At 71.8% G+C, this 15055-nt stretch carries 10 protein-coding genes; 4 read left to right on the top strand and 6 right to left on the bottom strand.

The annotated features are described in order from the left end of the window. Positions 1–24: 24 nt before the first annotated feature. From EDF50_RS07590 to manA, 5 genes are all read right to left on the bottom strand, one after another. Positions 25–1440, bottom strand: a complete 1416-nt coding sequence (locus EDF50_RS07590) for a DUF5719 family protein (RefSeq protein WP_123518921.1) — start codon at positions 1438–1440, stop codon at positions 25–27. Then, positions 1433–4264, bottom strand: a complete 2832-nt coding sequence (locus tag EDF50_RS07585; protein WP_123518920.1) for a glycosyltransferase family 2 protein — start codon at positions 4262–4264, stop codon at positions 1433–1435. The genes EDF50_RS07590 and EDF50_RS07585 overlap by 8 nt, the downstream gene beginning before the upstream one ends. Positions 4265–4430: 166 nt before the next feature. Next, positions 4431–4766, bottom strand: a complete 336-nt coding sequence (locus EDF50_RS07580) for a WhiB family transcriptional regulator (RefSeq protein WP_199738663.1) — start codon at positions 4764–4766, stop codon at positions 4431–4433. A gap of 184 nt (positions 4767–4950) precedes the next feature. Then, on the bottom strand, positions 4951–5910 hold the full coding sequence (galE, locus tag EDF50_RS07575; RefSeq protein ID WP_123518918.1) for a UDP-glucose 4-epimerase GalE: 960 nt from the start codon (positions 5908–5910) through the stop codon (positions 4951–4953). Positions 5911–5988: 78 nt separating this feature from the next. After that, positions 5989–7155, bottom strand: coding sequence for a mannose-6-phosphate isomerase, class I (gene manA / locus EDF50_RS07570; protein WP_123518917.1), 1167 nt, complete (start codon positions 7153–7155; stop codon positions 5989–5991). Between the two features lie 155 nt (positions 7156–7310). Between manA and EDF50_RS07565 the strand changes: the two genes are divergently transcribed. From EDF50_RS07565 to EDF50_RS07555, 3 genes are all read left to right on the top strand, one after another. Beyond that, positions 7311–8507: an acyl-CoA dehydrogenase family protein gene (locus EDF50_RS07565; protein WP_123518916.1), complete on the top strand. Its 1197-nt coding sequence runs from the start codon at positions 7311–7313 to the stop codon at positions 8505–8507. 65 nt (positions 8508–8572) lie between these two features. Continuing rightward, complete coding sequence (locus EDF50_RS07560; protein ID WP_148076788.1) at positions 8573–9892, top strand: O-antigen ligase; 1320 nt, start codon at positions 8573–8575, stop codon at positions 9890–9892. After that, a complete protein-coding gene (locus EDF50_RS07555) occupies positions 9889–11208 on the top strand; it encodes an O-antigen ligase family protein (RefSeq protein WP_123518914.1) in 1320 nt (439 codons plus the stop codon). Before EDF50_RS07560 ends, EDF50_RS07555 begins: the two co-directional genes overlap by 4 nt. Positions 11209–11274: 66 nt before the next feature. Here EDF50_RS07555 and EDF50_RS07550 read toward each other — a convergent pair whose 3' ends face one another. After that, entirely contained in the window at positions 11275–12063 is a 789-nt protein-coding gene (locus EDF50_RS07550; protein ID WP_123518913.1) for a polyprenol monophosphomannose synthase, read from the bottom strand. A gap of 262 nt (positions 12064–12325) precedes the next feature. On the opposite strand from EDF50_RS07550, the gene EDF50_RS07545 reads away from it, so the two are divergent. Further along, on the top strand, positions 12326–15034 hold the full coding sequence (locus tag EDF50_RS07545; RefSeq protein WP_148076787.1) for a GH25 family lysozyme: 2709 nt from the start codon (positions 12326–12328) through the stop codon (positions 15032–15034). Positions 15035–15055 lie beyond the last annotated feature (21 nt).

Genomic DNA, 15055 nt, shown 5'->3' with positions numbered 1-15055 from the left:
CGGGACATCGTCAGGGGCCGTGCGTCAGGGGTAGACCGTGACGGGCGTCGATGCCGGGAACGGCGACGTCACCGGCCAGGCGGCGATGGCCGCGGGCGCCGAGAAACTGATGCCCGCCCGCAGGTCGTCTGCGTCCTCGATCCGGACGGCGTCGCCCGGTGCGACGTCGACGCCGACCGTCGACCCGCCGGCCACGAGGACGTCCTGCTCGTCCCCGTCACCGATCGTGAGCTTCGCCGACACGGCGTCCTGGCCCGGGTTGGCGAGCCAGAGACGACCACCCTCACCGGTGGGTACCACGGCCTCGGTGCCGCCCGAGAGGCGGGGTGACGAGGCCGCCCAGCTGAGGTCGACCCCTGCCGCGTCGGCGGCGACCGTGGAGGTGCGGGCCGACACGGCCACGGGCGTGGACGACCGCACGGTGGCCGTGTAGACGCCGTCCTCGAGCCCGTCGATGGGGACGTCGGTGACGCGACCGCCCTCGACCCGGGTCTCGAACGTCGTCCCGGTGCCGTCGTCGGTGGCCAACGAGACGCTGAGCTGCGAGGCGTCCTGGCCCGGCACGAGGACGCGCAGCACCGACTGGAGGTCGGAGGACGACGGGTCGGCCAGAGCCCCCTCGAGGTTGCCGGAGTCACGCACGACGATCCCCGTGACGACCGACTCGCGCGCGGGCGCCGCGGAGCCGGTCACGATGTCCACCCCACCGGGCTCGAGGGTGCGGACGACGCTCTGCTGCAGGGTGGCGACGATCTGCCCGCCACGACTCGTCACGTGCACAGCGGGCGAGACGAGCCCGGTCGCGAAGCCCGAGAGCGGCACCACCTTCTGGCTGCGCGGGGCGACGACGATCCCGTCGATGCCGGGGCCCTGCACCTCGCCCGTCTCGGAGCGGATGTCGAGGTCGACGGTGGCGTTCACGTCGCTGGGGTTCACGAGGCTGATCAGCGAGACACGACCCGTCTCGGTCGAACCGCCGATCAACCACGTCGAACTGGTGGGCTCGGTGCAGGGCGCCGAGGCGAAGCCACGCAGATCGCCGTCGTCGACGGATTGGCTCTGCGCGGCTGCGACGAGCGGCACGTCGGAGTCCTCGACGGGCGCCGTGACCACGGACGGCCGCGAATCGCCCCCGTCGGCACCGGCGAGCACGTCGACGTCGACGTCACCCTCGCTGGACTGCCGGACCACGTCGGCCCGGCCGACCGAGCTCGCGGTCGTGGCCTGTTGCCCCTCGGCGTCCGAGAGCTGCAGAAGGGCACCGCTGCAGACCCGTTGCTGATCGACGGGCACCGGGGTCACGAGTTGACCCGCCGGCACCGTCTCGAACGAGGGCAGGGGCACGAACGCGGCGCCCCCGACGACCGCGGCGGCCACGGCGAGGCCGACGACACCGACCGCGACGCGTCCCGTCGTGGAGAAGACCGATCGCTTATTCATCTCGCTCCTCGTCGAAGGTCGTGGCGGGCTGCTCGGCCTCGGGTGTCCCGGCCCGCGAGCGACGTCGGCGGGGCGACGTCGGAATCGCGAGCAGCAGGGCGGAGCCGAAGACGAGTCCCCAGCTGATCAGGACGATCGGGCGCAACGGCCCGGCGGCCGGGCGCGCCTCACGCTCGTCGTCCGCCTCGACGTATCGCCAGAGGAGACCGTTGGACGTGTCGCCGACGGGAAGGAACTCGGCATCGGCGTCGAGCGCCTCGCCCGCGCGCTGGCCGAGCCGGTCGGCATCGCCGTCGTCGTCGGTCGCCGTCAGCAACACGAACCCTACGCCGAGGCGACGCAGGTCGTCCGTCGGGTCGAAGCCGCTGCGGCTCACGAGGTTGCCGGCCAGGACGGTGAGGTCCTCGTTGACCGACGTCAGTCGTTGCGCGGTCGAGTCGAGCGTCGACTGGTCGTCGAGCGTCGCTCCCTGACCGTGTTCGAGCGAGACGGCCAGCGAGCCGTCCGGCTGGGGCGTGAGCACGAGCGTCCCGACGTCGGGTGTCGCCTCGGCCTCGGCCGTGACGTAGGCCGACAGGATGCGGCCCGAACTCGGGCGGACGTCGGCCACGGGGCCGAACGACGCGGCCATGGTGGGAACCGCGGCCGCCACCGCCAGCACGGCGACCAGGGCACCTGCCGGAGGTGCGACGCGCGGCAACCGGTCGAGGGTCACGGCCGCGGCGCCGACGAGTCCCAGCAGGTAGAGGCTCAATCCGCTGCCGGCCCAGATCGTGGTCGTGTCGCTGCCGACGCCCGTGACGGACACGTGGGTGGCGGCGACGGCGGTCAGGTAGCCGAGCAGGGCGAGCGCGAGGGCGGGGACCGCGCGGCGTTGTGAACCGACGAACGGCGAGGCCACGGCGAGCAGCGCCAGCGGGGCGATCGCGACGGCGACCAGCACGGCGAGCGTGGCGGACGAGAACCCCGTCCCGGCGATCAGTGCCGTCCAGCCGTTCAACCCGGTCTCAGGCGACGTCAGGAGCAGCTGCAACGGCGACGCCGGGTCCGATCTCGTCGGGACGCCGGGATCGGCGAACACGGCCCACCAGGTGCCGCGCTGCAGGTGGGCGACGACGAGCGGGGCGAAGAGCGCCAGTGCGGGCAGCGGCACCGCCACCAGGCGGTGGGTGCCCCGGGGACGACTGACGATCGACCCGAGCCAGCCCACCAGCAGGGCCGGGACGAGCGACGGCGCGGCCGCCGCGACGACGGCGAACAAGAGGGAGGCGGTGGCCCCGGCCGTCCAGGACCGCGCCGCCCCGATCATGGCCCAGACCAGGAACGGCAGCGCCAGATGGGCCAGGACGGCGCCGAGGTGACCGGACTGCAGCCCGGACAGCAACGGGGACGACAGCGCGTAGAGCGCGGCGGCGACCGCGGGCACCCAGGTGCGACGCGTGACGCGTCGTGTCGCGAACCAGGCTCCGAGCGCCGAGAGCGGCAGTGCCACGACGTACACGCCGACGACGGAGGTCGACGGCGACCAGAAGGTCAGGGTTCCGAGGACCGCGACGAGCGCGGCGAACGGGTCGGAGGGCCCGAGGAACCCCGTGCCGATCTCGCGCCAGCCGAAGCCGACCGACGACCACAACTGGCCCACCGAGGTGCTCAGGGGAAGGAGCCCGCCACCCGTGACGGCCGGATTGCCGAGCAGGGGCAGGAACGCGACCACCCCGACGACGGCCGCGACCAGCACGACCCAGAGACCACCCGAGTGGACGAAGCTGGCCTTCGGATCGGGGGCGTCCTCGACGACGGCGACCTGTGCGTCCCGTTCGGTGACCCGGCGTTCGTGCAAGAGGGCCCGCGACGCACGCAGCGGTTCGACCGAGCTCCAGCCGACGCTCTTGTTCCGGGCGAGGACCCGACGGGCCGACCGTACGTGCGAGCCGCCGAAGGCGGCCTGGAACGCGGTGGCGAATTCGCCCACCACGGCCCCGGGGTTCTTGGTGAGCAGGTGCCAGACGCTCCGCAGCACGGCCAGGGGCACGAGGCTCAGCCAGTGCACCGGCAGCAGGGCCGCTGCCGAGTAGACCAGGCGCCGGTGCAGCTGGGCGGCGCGGTGCAGGCGAGCTCGACGAGCGTGCCCGACGGGCCCTTGGCCGAACTCCTCGGGCGGACCGGCGCTGTCGACCTTCGCATCGGGCACGACCACGACGCGGTGGCCCGCGAGGCGGGCACGGATCGAGAAGTCGAGCGCGGCGTCGACGTGTGGCAGGGCCGGATCGAATCCCCCGAGGGCGTTCCAGACGGTGCGACGGACGAGCATGCCACCGGCCGCGACGCCCAGGACGTCGTCGGTGACGTCGTGCTGGCCCTGATCGAGCTCGTTCTCGACGCGGGCGAGCGAGGCGCCGTACCGGGTGATGGTCTCGCCGAACTCGGCGATGACGCCGGGCTGGCCCCAGCGCATCAGCTTGGGGCCGGCGACCGCCACGGAGGGCGACACCTCGACGGTGGTCATGAGGTGCTCGAGTGCCTCGGGCGCGGGCGCGTTGTCGTGCCCGAGCAGCCAGACCCACTCGTCGGGGTCGCCGACGCCCGGGTCGGAGAGCCGGACGCCGTACGCGGCGGCGGCCCCGAAGCTCTTCGCCTCGGGCAGCGTGGCCAGCTGGGCGGCGCCGCTGAGCGACAGCCTGCCCGCGGCCGAGTCCTTGCCGCCCGTGTCGACCACCACCAGCGCCTCCGGGGGCCGCGTCTGGCGCGACAGCCCGTCGAGGGTTCGGTCGAGGTAGGTCGCTCCACCAGGGGCGACGAGGATCGCTGTGACTCTCGGCTGCATGACTCGTGAAGCCTAGGTCGCACCGGCGCAGGCACCGGCTCGGCGCGCCGACGTGACGAGCGAGACGGGACGACCCGCGCCTCCTCGTGCCGTCCGCCTCGGTCCGAGACGACGGAACGGCACCGACCCTGGGGGTCGATGCCGTCGGAAGCCGAGGAGGCGCGGGTCAGGCCCGCTTGCGGAGCTTGCGCCGCTCGCGCTCGGACAGTCCGCCCCAGATGCCGAAGCGCTCGTCGTTCTGGAGGGCGTACTCGAGGCACTGCGCCCGGACGTCGCAGGAGGCGCAGATCTTCTTGGCGTCCCGGGTGGAGCCGCCCTTCTCGGGGAAGAAGGCCTCGGGGTCGGTCTGTGCGCAGAGCGAGTCCGCCTGCCAGGCCAGCTGGTTCTCGTCGTCGGCGGTGGTCGTGCGCGACGCCGACGATCCGACGCCGGGAACGCCCAGCTGGATCGGGTCGACGTGCCAGTCGTCCGGGACCCCGGCGCGGTTCTCGTGGATGCCCACAGCGCATCTCCCCTCGTGTCGATCGCCCGTGAATGTACGCGACAAGGTAATTACACCGGTGTCATTACCCATCCGTCAAGTCGAGGGCCAATAAACCCTCCACCCCCCGATCAGGGGCAAGGTGGCCTCGGCGTGTCGGGGGACGTTTCTCACGGAACGGGTGACCTTCCGCGTCCGCGGCCCCTCAGGCCCTGGGGGCGGCCTGCCAGGCGCTCGTGACCATCTCGAGCAGCGTGTGCCGCATCTCCCAGTCGAGGTCACGGGCCGCCAGGCTGCCGTCCGCGACGATGCGGTCGGGGTCGCCGGGGCGACGCGGAGCGATCTCGGGCGTGAAGTCGACGCCCGTCCCTTCGCGCATCGCGGCCATGATCTCGGCGACCGAGACGCCCCCGCCCGAACCGAGGTTGTAGGCCGGCTCTACCGGTTCACCGGCGTCCAGTCGGCGAGCCGCGGCGACGTGCGAGACCGCCAGGTCGGCGACGTGGACGTAGTCGCGGACGCAGGTGCCGTCGGGGGTGTCGTAGTCGTCACCGTTGATGCGCGGGACGCGCCCCTCGACCAGCGCCGCGAACACGAGCGGGAAGAGGTTGTGCGGACTGGCGTCCCAGAGGTCGGGTCGGCCGGAGCCCACGACGTTGAAGTACCGCAGGCTCGTGTGGCGCAGGCCCTCGGCCACGGCCTGGTCGCGCAACAACCATTCACCGATCAGCTTGCTCTCGCCGTAGGGCGACGCGGGGGCCTTGGGGGTGTCCTCGGTGACGAGCTCGGTCGGCGGGGTGCCGTAGACGGCGGCGCTCGACGAGAAGACGATGCGGTCGACGCCCCGGCTCGACATGGCCTCGAGGAGGCGGGCGGTCCCCGTGACGTTCTGGTCGTAGGTGTGCAGCGGGCGCTGCACCGAGACCCCCGCGTACTTGTAGCCCGCGACGTGGACGACACCCGTGACGCCGTGCCGGTCGATCGTCCGCTCGATGAGCTCGCGGTCGAGTATCGAGCCCCGGACGAACGGCACGTCGTCGGGGACGAACCCCTCGAGGCCGGACGACAGGTCGTCCAGCACCACCGCGTCGATGCCCGCCCCCGTGAACTCGCGGACGACATGAGAACCGATGTACCCGGCACCGCCGGTGACCAACCATGACATGGGGCCAACCTATCGGTGCCCGGCGGGCGACGGGGGGCTCGCGGCGTCCTGCCGTCGGCGGCGGTCGGCGAACGCGGCTCAGGCCGGCGTGGCCACGTACGCGGTGCCGCCGCCCGTCATCGCCAGACGGACCTCGTCGGGCGTCACGAACGCGGACTCCCCACGACCGAGGCGGATGGTGCCGTCCTGGCCCTTGACGTGGACCTCGCCGTCGGTGACCAGGACGATGCTCGGACCGCCGATCTCGACGACGGCCCCCGAGCCCGCCGCGTCGACCCGCAGCAGGGCGAAGCCCGTGCCGACCGGGGCGAAGCGCTCGACGCCGCGGGCGACCGTGGTGGGCTCGAGGCGGGGCACGGGCAGCGGTTCGAAATCGAGGACCTTCAGCAACTCGGGGACGTCGACGTGCTTCGGCGTCAGCCCGCCGCGCAACACGTTGTCGGAGGGGGCCATGAGCTCGACGCCGAAGCCGCCCAGGTACGCGTGCACGTTGCCGGCGGGCAGGAACAGTGCCTCGCCGGCACGCAGCGTCACACGGTTGAGCAGCAGCGAGAGGACCACCCCGGGGTCGCCCGGGTAGCGCTCGGCGAGGTCGACGACCGTGGCGATGCCCGCACCGTCGGACCGGTGGGCGGCGGCGAGTTCGCTGACCGCCGCGATGGTCGCGGCCGACTCGTCGTCGGCCCGGAAGAGGAAGGCGAGGGTCGACCGCAAGGACTCGGCCAGATGAGCGCGGAGCCCGTCGAGTCGCCCCGAGCCGTCGTCGAGGAGGTCGACGTCGGCCAGGGTCTCGGCCGCCTCACGGAACCCGCAGAGGGCGTCGAAGGTGTCGCTCAGGGCCACGATGATCTCGGGCTTGGCGGACGCGTCCTTGTAGTTGCGCTCCGGGGCGTCGATCGGGATGCCGGCGTCGTCCTCGCGCGCGAACCCCTCGCGGGCCTGCTCGGGCGTCGGGTGCGCCTGGATGGACAGCGGGCCGTCGGCCGCGAGCAACTTCAGCAGGAACGGCAGGTGGTCCCGGTCGCGACCGAGCGCCCGGGACGGCTCGGCGGCGAACCAGTCGGCGAGGGTGTCGGCACCGCCCACCACCGCCGGGGCCACGACGACGCTCGGCGAGCCCGGGTGCGCGCCGAGCCAGAGCTCGGCCTCGGGGCGGCCGCTCGGTCGACGACCGAGCAGGTCGGCGATGGCCGTCGTCGAGCCCCAGGCATAGTCGCGGGGCGTGTTGGTGATGGCGAGGAACATTGCTTTACCTGCTTGTCGGAGGTCGTGCTTGGTCGCCCCCTACAAAGCCGTGCGGTCGACGACGCCGGGGTGTTGATCAAAGCTACCAACCCCTTGGTGACGGTCGGGCTGCTGCCTAGGCTCCTGTCGTCCCGACACGAAGCAATGGAGCACGGATGTCATCAGCGACCCTCACCTCGTTCACCTCTCTCGTCAGCGACTTCTACGGTTACGAAGACCTGCTCTCCGACCGCGAGAAGGGTGTCCTGGCCGATCTGCGCCGATACCTCGAGACCGAGGTCAAGCCCGGCGTGAACCGCCATTGGGCCGACGCGACCTTCCCGCACGAGATCGTCAAGGGCCTGGCCGGCCTCGGCCTCTTCGGCATGCCCTGGGAAGAGACGCGCCCGTTCGAGAACTCCGCGGTCTTCCGCGGCTGGGTCGCCCTCGAGCTCGCCCGCGTCGACGCGTCCGTCGCGACCTTCGTCGGGGTGCAGAACGGCCTGGCCATGGGCTCGATCGGCGTCGGCGGTTCACCTGAGCAGCGAGCCGAGTGGCTGCCCCGCATGGCGAGCGGCGACCTGGTGGGGGCCTTCGGCCTGACCGAGCCGTTGTCCGGGTCCGACTCCGCCCAGGGTCTCCGGACGATCGCCACCCGCGACGGCGACGACTGGGTGCTGAACGGGTCGAAGCGCTGGATCGGTAACGCGACCTTCAGCGACATCACGATCATCTGGGCCAAGAGCGCCGAAGACGGACAGGTCAAGGGTTTCATCGTCCCGACCGACACCGAGGGCTACACGGCGACGAAGATCGAGGACAAGCAGAGCCTGCGCATCGTCCAGAACGCCGACATCACACTCGAGAACGTCCGCGTTCCCGAGAGCCACCGGCTGCAGCAGGCCGATTCGTTCCGCAGCACGGCAGCCGTGCTGCGCCTGACCCGGGCCGAGGTCGCCTGGGCGGCCGTCGGCAACTCGATCGGCGCCTACGAGGCCGCCCTGGCCTACGCCAACGAGCGGGTGCAGTTCGGCAAGCCGATCGCGAAGCACCAGCTGATCCAAGACCTGCTGGTCAAGTGCATCGGCAACATCACCGCCTCCATCGGCATGGTCGTGCGGTGCTCACAGATGCTCGACGAGGGCACCCAGCGTGACGAGCACGCCTCGCTCGCGAAGGCGTTCACCACGGCCCGCATGCGCGAGACGGTCGGGTACGCCCGCGAGGTCATGGGCGGCAACGGCATCGTGCTCGACTACGACGTGGCCCGCTTCTTCGCCGACGCCGAGGCCCTGTACAGCTACGAGGGCACGCGAGAGATGAACACCCTCATCGTCGGTCGGAGCATCACCGGTCAGGCCGCCTTCGTCTGAGCCCGCCGGCGGGGCCGTCCCCGGGACGCCCCGCCGCGCCTCCCCCGTCGTCTAGCCTGGTGCCCATGACCTCGACGTTGCCCGCCCGGCCTGCCCGAACGGTGCCGGTCCGCGGGGCCACGACGTTCGCGACGCTGGCGTTCCTCGTGCTCTTCGGCGGCGACGTCCTGCGCAACGGCACCGGCTGGTGGGGCTGGGGGGCGGCCTGCGTGGCGATGGTCGTCGCAGCGGTCGTGCTCGTGGTGCGGCATCCGCCCCGGGTACGGACCCTCCCGCGCCTCCTCGCCCTCTTCCTGGGGTTCGCGGTCGCGTCGATCGCCTGGTCGCAGTACCCGGCCGGCTCGGCCGTCGGCATCGTCACCACCCTGATGACGAGCGTGGGCGCGTTGGCGATCACCGTCGTCGCCCCCTGGCCCGCTATCGTGGCCGCGCTGGGCCGGGCCCTGCGCATCCACGTCGTGGCCTCCCTGCTGTTCGAGGTCGTCGTGGGGCTGTTCGTGCGTCAGCCGGTCTGTCCGGTCTACCTCGACTGCACGGGGCAGCCGGCCGCGTTCTTCTGGTCACGCGACGTGCTGTTCGAGGGCGGACGCATCCAGGGGCTCCAGGGCAACAGCAACATCCTGGCGATCATCGCCCTCCTCGCCCTGATCGTCACGGCCGTCGAGGCGGCGGACCGGTCGATCACCCGAGGGTCCGCGGTCGTCGGGCTCGCGACCGCGCTGCTGGCGCTCGCGCTGACCCGGTCGGCGACGGTCGTCGTGGTCGCCGTCGCCGTCGCCCTCGTGCTGTCGTTGGTGCTGGCGACCCGTCGGCGCGAGCCCGGTCACCGAGCCCCCGTCTTCGGCGTGGCCGCGGTCGTCGTGGCCGCAGGCGTCGCCGTCGCCGCCCTCGCCCGAGGCCCCCTGCTCGCCCTGCTCGGCAAGAGCGGCGACCTCACCGGTCGCACCGACATCTGGTCGGCCGTCTACGACCTCGGTGTCCAGCATCCCGTCGTGGGCTGGGGCTGGGTCGGGTACTGGTTCCCGTTCGTCGCGCCGTTCACCGACCTCGCCGAACGCAACGGCGTCGTCTACCTCCAGGCCCACGACGCGTACCTCGACGTCTGGTTCCAGCTGGGCTGGATCGGCCTGGCGCTCTTCGGACTCACGATCGTCGGTGTCGCCCTGAGGTCGTGGTGGTGGGCCGTCGACCGCCGCATGCTCTCGCGCGACGTCGCGGCCCCGTGGTCGGCGCTCGACCTGCTACCGCTGCTGCTCGTGACCGCGCTGCTCGTCCACGGGCTGACCGAGTCCCGGCTGATCGTCGAGTGGGGCTGGGCCACGTTCGTGGTCGTCGTGCTCGTGACGCGCCGTGACCCCTTCGGCTGGACGGGTCACGACCGGTGACCTCCGGCTACGGCCACGGGCTCGACCGCGACCGCGACCCCCTGCGCCGGTACCTGTCGGCCTGGATCGGCTTCTCGGCCGGCGGGCACTTCTCGCAGGCCCTGTCGGTGGCGATCGTGCTCTACGCGTTCTCGACCCAGTCCGTGCGGGCCCTGATGGGGTGGCCGGGCTCGCTCGCCGTCCTGGGCACGCTCGTCGTGCTCGCGACGCTCTCACTGGTCGGCGGCCGACACCACATCGAGTGGCACGGCATCCTGCCGGTCTCGCTCATCGCCCTGTTCGGGTTCATGGGCCTGAGCGTCTTCTGGAGCGAGTACACCTGGGCGACCGTCGGCGGCGTCGCCTACGCCGTGGGGTTCGGTGCGTTGGGGATCTACCTGGCCCTGGGACGCGACCTCGTGCAGGTGGTCCGGGCCTTCGGCGACGCCCTGCGCATCCTGCTCGTCGTCTCGCTGTCTCTCGAGGTGCTGAGCGGCCTGCTCATCGACCAGCCGATCGCGTTCCTCGGCATCCAGGGCAACCTCGCCGAGGGCGGGCCGATCCAGGGCATCTCGGGAACCCGGAACTACCTGGGGTTCCTGGCGACGCTCGCCGTCATCACCTTCGCCGTCGAGTTCCTCACCCGGTCCGTCCCTCGGCGACAGGCCGTGGCCTCCGGTGCGCTCGCCCTGACGGCCCTCGTGTTCGCCCGCTCCCCCGCGACGGCGATCGCGGTCATCGTCCTAATCGTGGCAGGCGTGGCGCTCAACGCCTTGCGGAGGGCCCCCGAATCGAGACGGTCGCTGATGCAGTCGGTCTTCGCGGTGATCGTCGTGCTGGGGGGTGCCCTGGCCTACGCGGGCCGCTCGCGCCTCCTCGATGCCGTCGACGCGACGAACGACCTGTCGGTGCGGTCCCTGCTGTGGGCCCGCATCCGCGAGCTGGCCGCTGTGCACGACATCGTCGGCTGGGGTTTCGTCGGGCAGTGGCCCACCGAGATCTTCCCGTACTCGACGATCATCGCCCCGAGTGGTCGGCCGCACGAGACGGGCCTCAACGCGTTCTTCGACATCTGGCTGCAGCTGGGCCTGGTCGGCGGGCTCTTGCTCGTCGTGGCCGGCACCCTCGCCTTCGTGCGCAGCTGGATCACCGCGTCCGGCCACCCGATCGTGGCCTACGTGTGGCCGGCCCTCGTGCTGGTGCTGATCGGGGTGACGGCCGTCGCCGAGAGCTTCGTGCTGTTCGAGGGCACCCTGATGACCTTCGTCGCCATCGCGACCATCGCCGCCCGCAAGCGGTCGTGGCGGTCACGGTTGCCTCAGGCGGCCGGCCGGTAGGAGGCGCGGGTCGGGTCCGATCACCGTGGCCGACGTCCGCCGGCCCTCGAGCTCGGACGCCCGGCGTCAGTCCTCGACGACCCAGCGGGGCCCGGGGCGCCTGCCGAGCAGGGTCTGGAGCCTGCGCCGGAATCCCCACTGCGTGACGCGGAGCATGGCCTCGACCACGATCGCCTGGCTCATCTTCGACTCGCCGAGCTCGCGCTCGCGGAACTCGATGGGCACTTCGACGACCGTTCCGCCGCCGTCGAGGACACGGAGCGTCATGTCGACCTGGAAGCAGTACCCCTTCGAGTCGATGCCCGTGAGGTCCATCGCTTCGAGCGCCTGGCGGGTGTAGGCACGGAATCCGGCCGTGACGTCCTTGAGCTGCAGACCGAGCGCGAGGCGCGCGTAGAGGTTGCCCCCGCGGCTGAGGATCTGTCGAGACACGGGCCAGTTGACGACGGAACCACCGGGCACCCACCGCGAGCCGATGGCGAGGCTCGGGGCCGCGGGGCCGGACGCGCTGACGAGGGCGATCATCTCGGGCAGCTTCTCGGGCGGGTGCGAGCCGTCGGCGTCCATCTCGATCACGACGTCGTACCCGCGCTCGAGCCCCCAGCCGAAGCCGGTCACGTAAGCGGACCCCAGGCCGAGCTTGCCCGTGCGGTGCATCACGTGGATCCTCGGGTCCGTGGCGGCCATCGTCTCGGCCAGGTCACCGGTGCCGTCGGGGCTGCCGTCGTCGACCACGAGCACGTCGATCTCGGGGGCAGCGCTGAACAGGCGCCCCAGGATGATCGGGAGGTTCTCGCATTCGTTGTACGTGGGGACGACGACGAGAGCGCCTGCGCCGGTGTGGGGGGAGGTCATGCGGCGAGATTCCGTTCCGTGATGCTGGGCCGCCCCGTCTGCTCTATCGGGACGTACAGACTCTAGCGGTGTCCCCGCGCGACGCGACCGCCCGGGGCGCCCCGGGCGGACGTCGCGACCGCCGTGCGAACCCGTTCCGCCCCTGCCGTCGCCACCCGATCGAGGGCTCGAGGGGAAGGGGACGGACCTGTACGCTCCAGGGACGGGGGGCCGTTCGTCGACGATCGAGCCCTGCAGATCACACATCATCAGGGAGACGTGCGTGACGCGTAGAACGAAGACCTCGGCAGCTCTCGCTGCCCTGCTCGTGGCAGTGACCTGGAGCGCGGGGACGACGACGGCCACGGCTGCGTCCGACCCTCGGTCCTCACCGGCCCCGACGGCATCGGCGACGGCTCCACCGTCGGCCCCACCGACGGAGCGACCCGAGCCGGAATCGCCCGGAACGGCGGCCGCCGAGTCGTCCACCGGCCCGGGGGACGCCGGGTACCTGTCCACCGCCGACCCGAGCCTCGACGAGATGACGGCGGCCGGTGACCACACCATGGGCTCGACCGTGCGCGAGCTCGACCCCACCGTCGCGGCGCCGTCCGGCTCCGACGGGGCAACGGCGCAGCGACGGTCCACCGCGGAGGCGCAAGCTCCCGAAGCGACCGGATCGACGTCGCGGGTTGCAGCCGCCACGCCGCCGGGAATCCCCGGCCTGGACGTCAGCGCCTGGCAGGAGAACGTCGACTGGGCCGCCGTCTACAACCAGGGGGCTCGATTCGCCTACGTGAAGGCCACCGAGGGCCTCACGTACAAGAGCAGCCGCTTCGCGTCGCAATACGGAGGCGCCTACGACGTGGGCATGATCCGCGGCGCGTACCACTTCGCCGTGCCCAACCGATCGTCGGCCACGGCACAGGCCGACTACTTCGTCGCCAATGGTGGCGGTTGGGCGGGTGACAGCCGGACCCTTCCCCCGCTGCTCGACATCGAGTACAACCCCTATGCAGCCAGCGACGGGACCGACGTCTGCTATGGCCTGAGCCAAGGCGCCATGGTCTCCTGGATCGCCGAGTTCTCTCAGCGCATCCAGAGCCTGACGGGCGCGCGTCCCGCGATCTACACGACGACCGACTGGTGGACGCGCTGCACCGGCAACAACGCGGGCTTCAGCCTCAATCCGTTGTTCGTCGCGCGCTACCCCGCCAACCTCGCGTCGGGAGCCGGGACCCTCCCGTCCGGCTGGTCCGCGTACACGATGTGGCAGTACTCGAGCACCGGTCCGTTCCCCGGGGACTCTGACGTCTTCAACGGAACCATGGCCGGCCTGCAACAGCTGGCCCTGACCGGTGTCCCCCTCACGCGGTCCGTCGTCGGGAACGGCGACCTCAACGGCGACGGGCGGCCCGATCTGGTCGCCCGCAAGCCGGACGGGACGCTCTGGTTCTACGCGACGGACGGCCCGAAGGGGGCGGGCGTCGGCTTCGCCAGTGGGACGCGCATCGGGACCGGGTGGGGTGTCTTCAACCAGATCGTCCTCACGGGCGACCTGAACGGCGACGACAAGGACGACATCGTCGCCCGCCGCTCGGACGGCACGCTGTGGCTGTACCCGGGCACCGGTGCCAGCCCCACGACCGGCGCGGGCCTGGGCAAGGGCATCCAGATCGGTTCGGGCTGGTCGATCTTCACGGACGTCATCGCGGCCGGCGACACCGACGGCGACGGACGGACCGACCTCGTCGCCCGCAAGTCGGACGGCACCCTGTGGCTCTACGCCGGGACCGGCCGCGCGGGTTCCGGGCAGGAGACGTTCCGGGCCGGCACGCAGATCGGCTCGGGCTGGAACGCGTTCGCGCAGGTCGTCGGTGTCGGCGACATGGACGGTGACGGACGGGACGATCTCGTGGCGAAGCGAGCGACCGGCGCCCTGGCGCTCTACCGCGGTCAGGGGACCTCCTACGTCGGCGGGGACGCACTGCCGAACGCGGGCATGTCCGCCTCGGACCTCCTCGTGGCGGGTGGCGACGCCGACCAGGACGGACGGGTCGACCTGTTCACCAAGACCCAGACCGGCGCGCTGAACTTCTTCGCCGGCACGAGCGTGCAGTTGGACGCGTTCGGCGGTGGTCAACGCGTGGGTACCGGCTGGGACACCTTCCGCCTCGTCATCGGAGCAGGTGACGTGACGGCGGACGGGTCGGCGGACGTCGTGGCCATCGGCCGGGACGGGCGACTGTGGTCCTACCCCGGCAAAGGCAACGGGGGCGGGACCAACCGCGGATACTCGGCCGGCTCGGTCATCGGGTCGGGCTGGGAGGGTTTCCAGACCGTGGCCGCGGCCGACCTCACGGGTGACGGCAAGAGCGACCTCATCGGCAAACGCACCGATGGATCGGTGTGGATCTATCCGGGCACCGGTACGGGTTCGAGAGTGTCCTACGGGGCCCCCACCCGTGTCACGGGCATCGACGGGGCCGCCATCCGTCAGCTCCGTGTCGCGGAACTGACCGGGGACTCCCGGGCGGACCTGCTCGTCACGCTGAACGACGGCGGCAACGTCGTCCTACCCGGCCTCCAGCGGGCCGCGGGATCGACGGTGTGGTTCGGGTCCTCCGTCACCGTGCCGGTCCTCAACAGGGGCCAGCACACTCCGGTCTCGACGGGCGACCGCACCGGGGACGGCCGAGCCGACGTGCTCGCCACGAAGCCCGACGGCTCGCTCGTGGCCTTCAGGGGGACGGGATCCTCGTCCGGTGCCGCACGCGTCGCCGACTCGCCCCTCACGGTGGGCAGCGGATGGACGACCTTCCCCGTCGTGGGTGGGACAGGCGACACGGTCGCCGGCCGGGGCGGCGACGTCCTCGCCGTCCGCAACGACGGCACGCTCTGGTACTACCCGGCCACGGGACGGACGGGCACCGCCAAATCCGGACTGGCGGCCTACGCCGTCGTCGGGTCCGGCTGGAACGTCTTCGACTGAGCCGGTCCGCCGACAGGACGA

The sequence above is a fragment of the Frigoribacterium sp. PhB24 genome, from assembly GCF_003755185.1.
In the GTDB taxonomy this organism is placed as follows: Bacteria; Actinomycetota; Actinomycetes; order Actinomycetales; family Microbacteriaceae; genus Frigoribacterium.
Note: the sequence above shows the minus strand (reverse complement) of the source record. Positions and strands in the feature narration are given on the sequence as shown.

Coding starts and splice junctions, on each gene's coding strand:
- EDF50_RS07590 (WP_123518921.1), bottom strand. CDS start 1,440: ATGAATAAGCGATCGGTCTTCTCCACGACGGGACGCGTCGCGGTCGGT.
- EDF50_RS07585 (WP_123518920.1), bottom strand. CDS start 4,264: ATGCAGCCGAGAGTCACAGCGATCCTCGTCGCCCCTGGTGGAGCGACC.
- galE (WP_123518918.1), bottom strand. CDS start 5,910: ATGTCATGGTTGGTCACCGGCGGTGCCGGGTACATCGGTTCTCATGTC.
- manA (WP_123518917.1), bottom strand. CDS start 7,155: ATGTTCCTCGCCATCACCAACACGCCCCGCGACTATGCCTGGGGCTCG.
- EDF50_RS07565 (WP_123518916.1), top strand. CDS start 7,311: ATGTCATCAGCGACCCTCACCTCGTTCACCTCTCTCGTCAGCGACTTC.
- EDF50_RS07560 (WP_148076788.1), top strand. CDS start 8,573: ATGACCTCGACGTTGCCCGCCCGGCCTGCCCGAACGGTGCCGGTCCGC.
- EDF50_RS07550 (WP_123518913.1), bottom strand. CDS start 12,063: ATGACCTCCCCCCACACCGGCGCAGGCGCTCTCGTCGTCGTCCCCACG.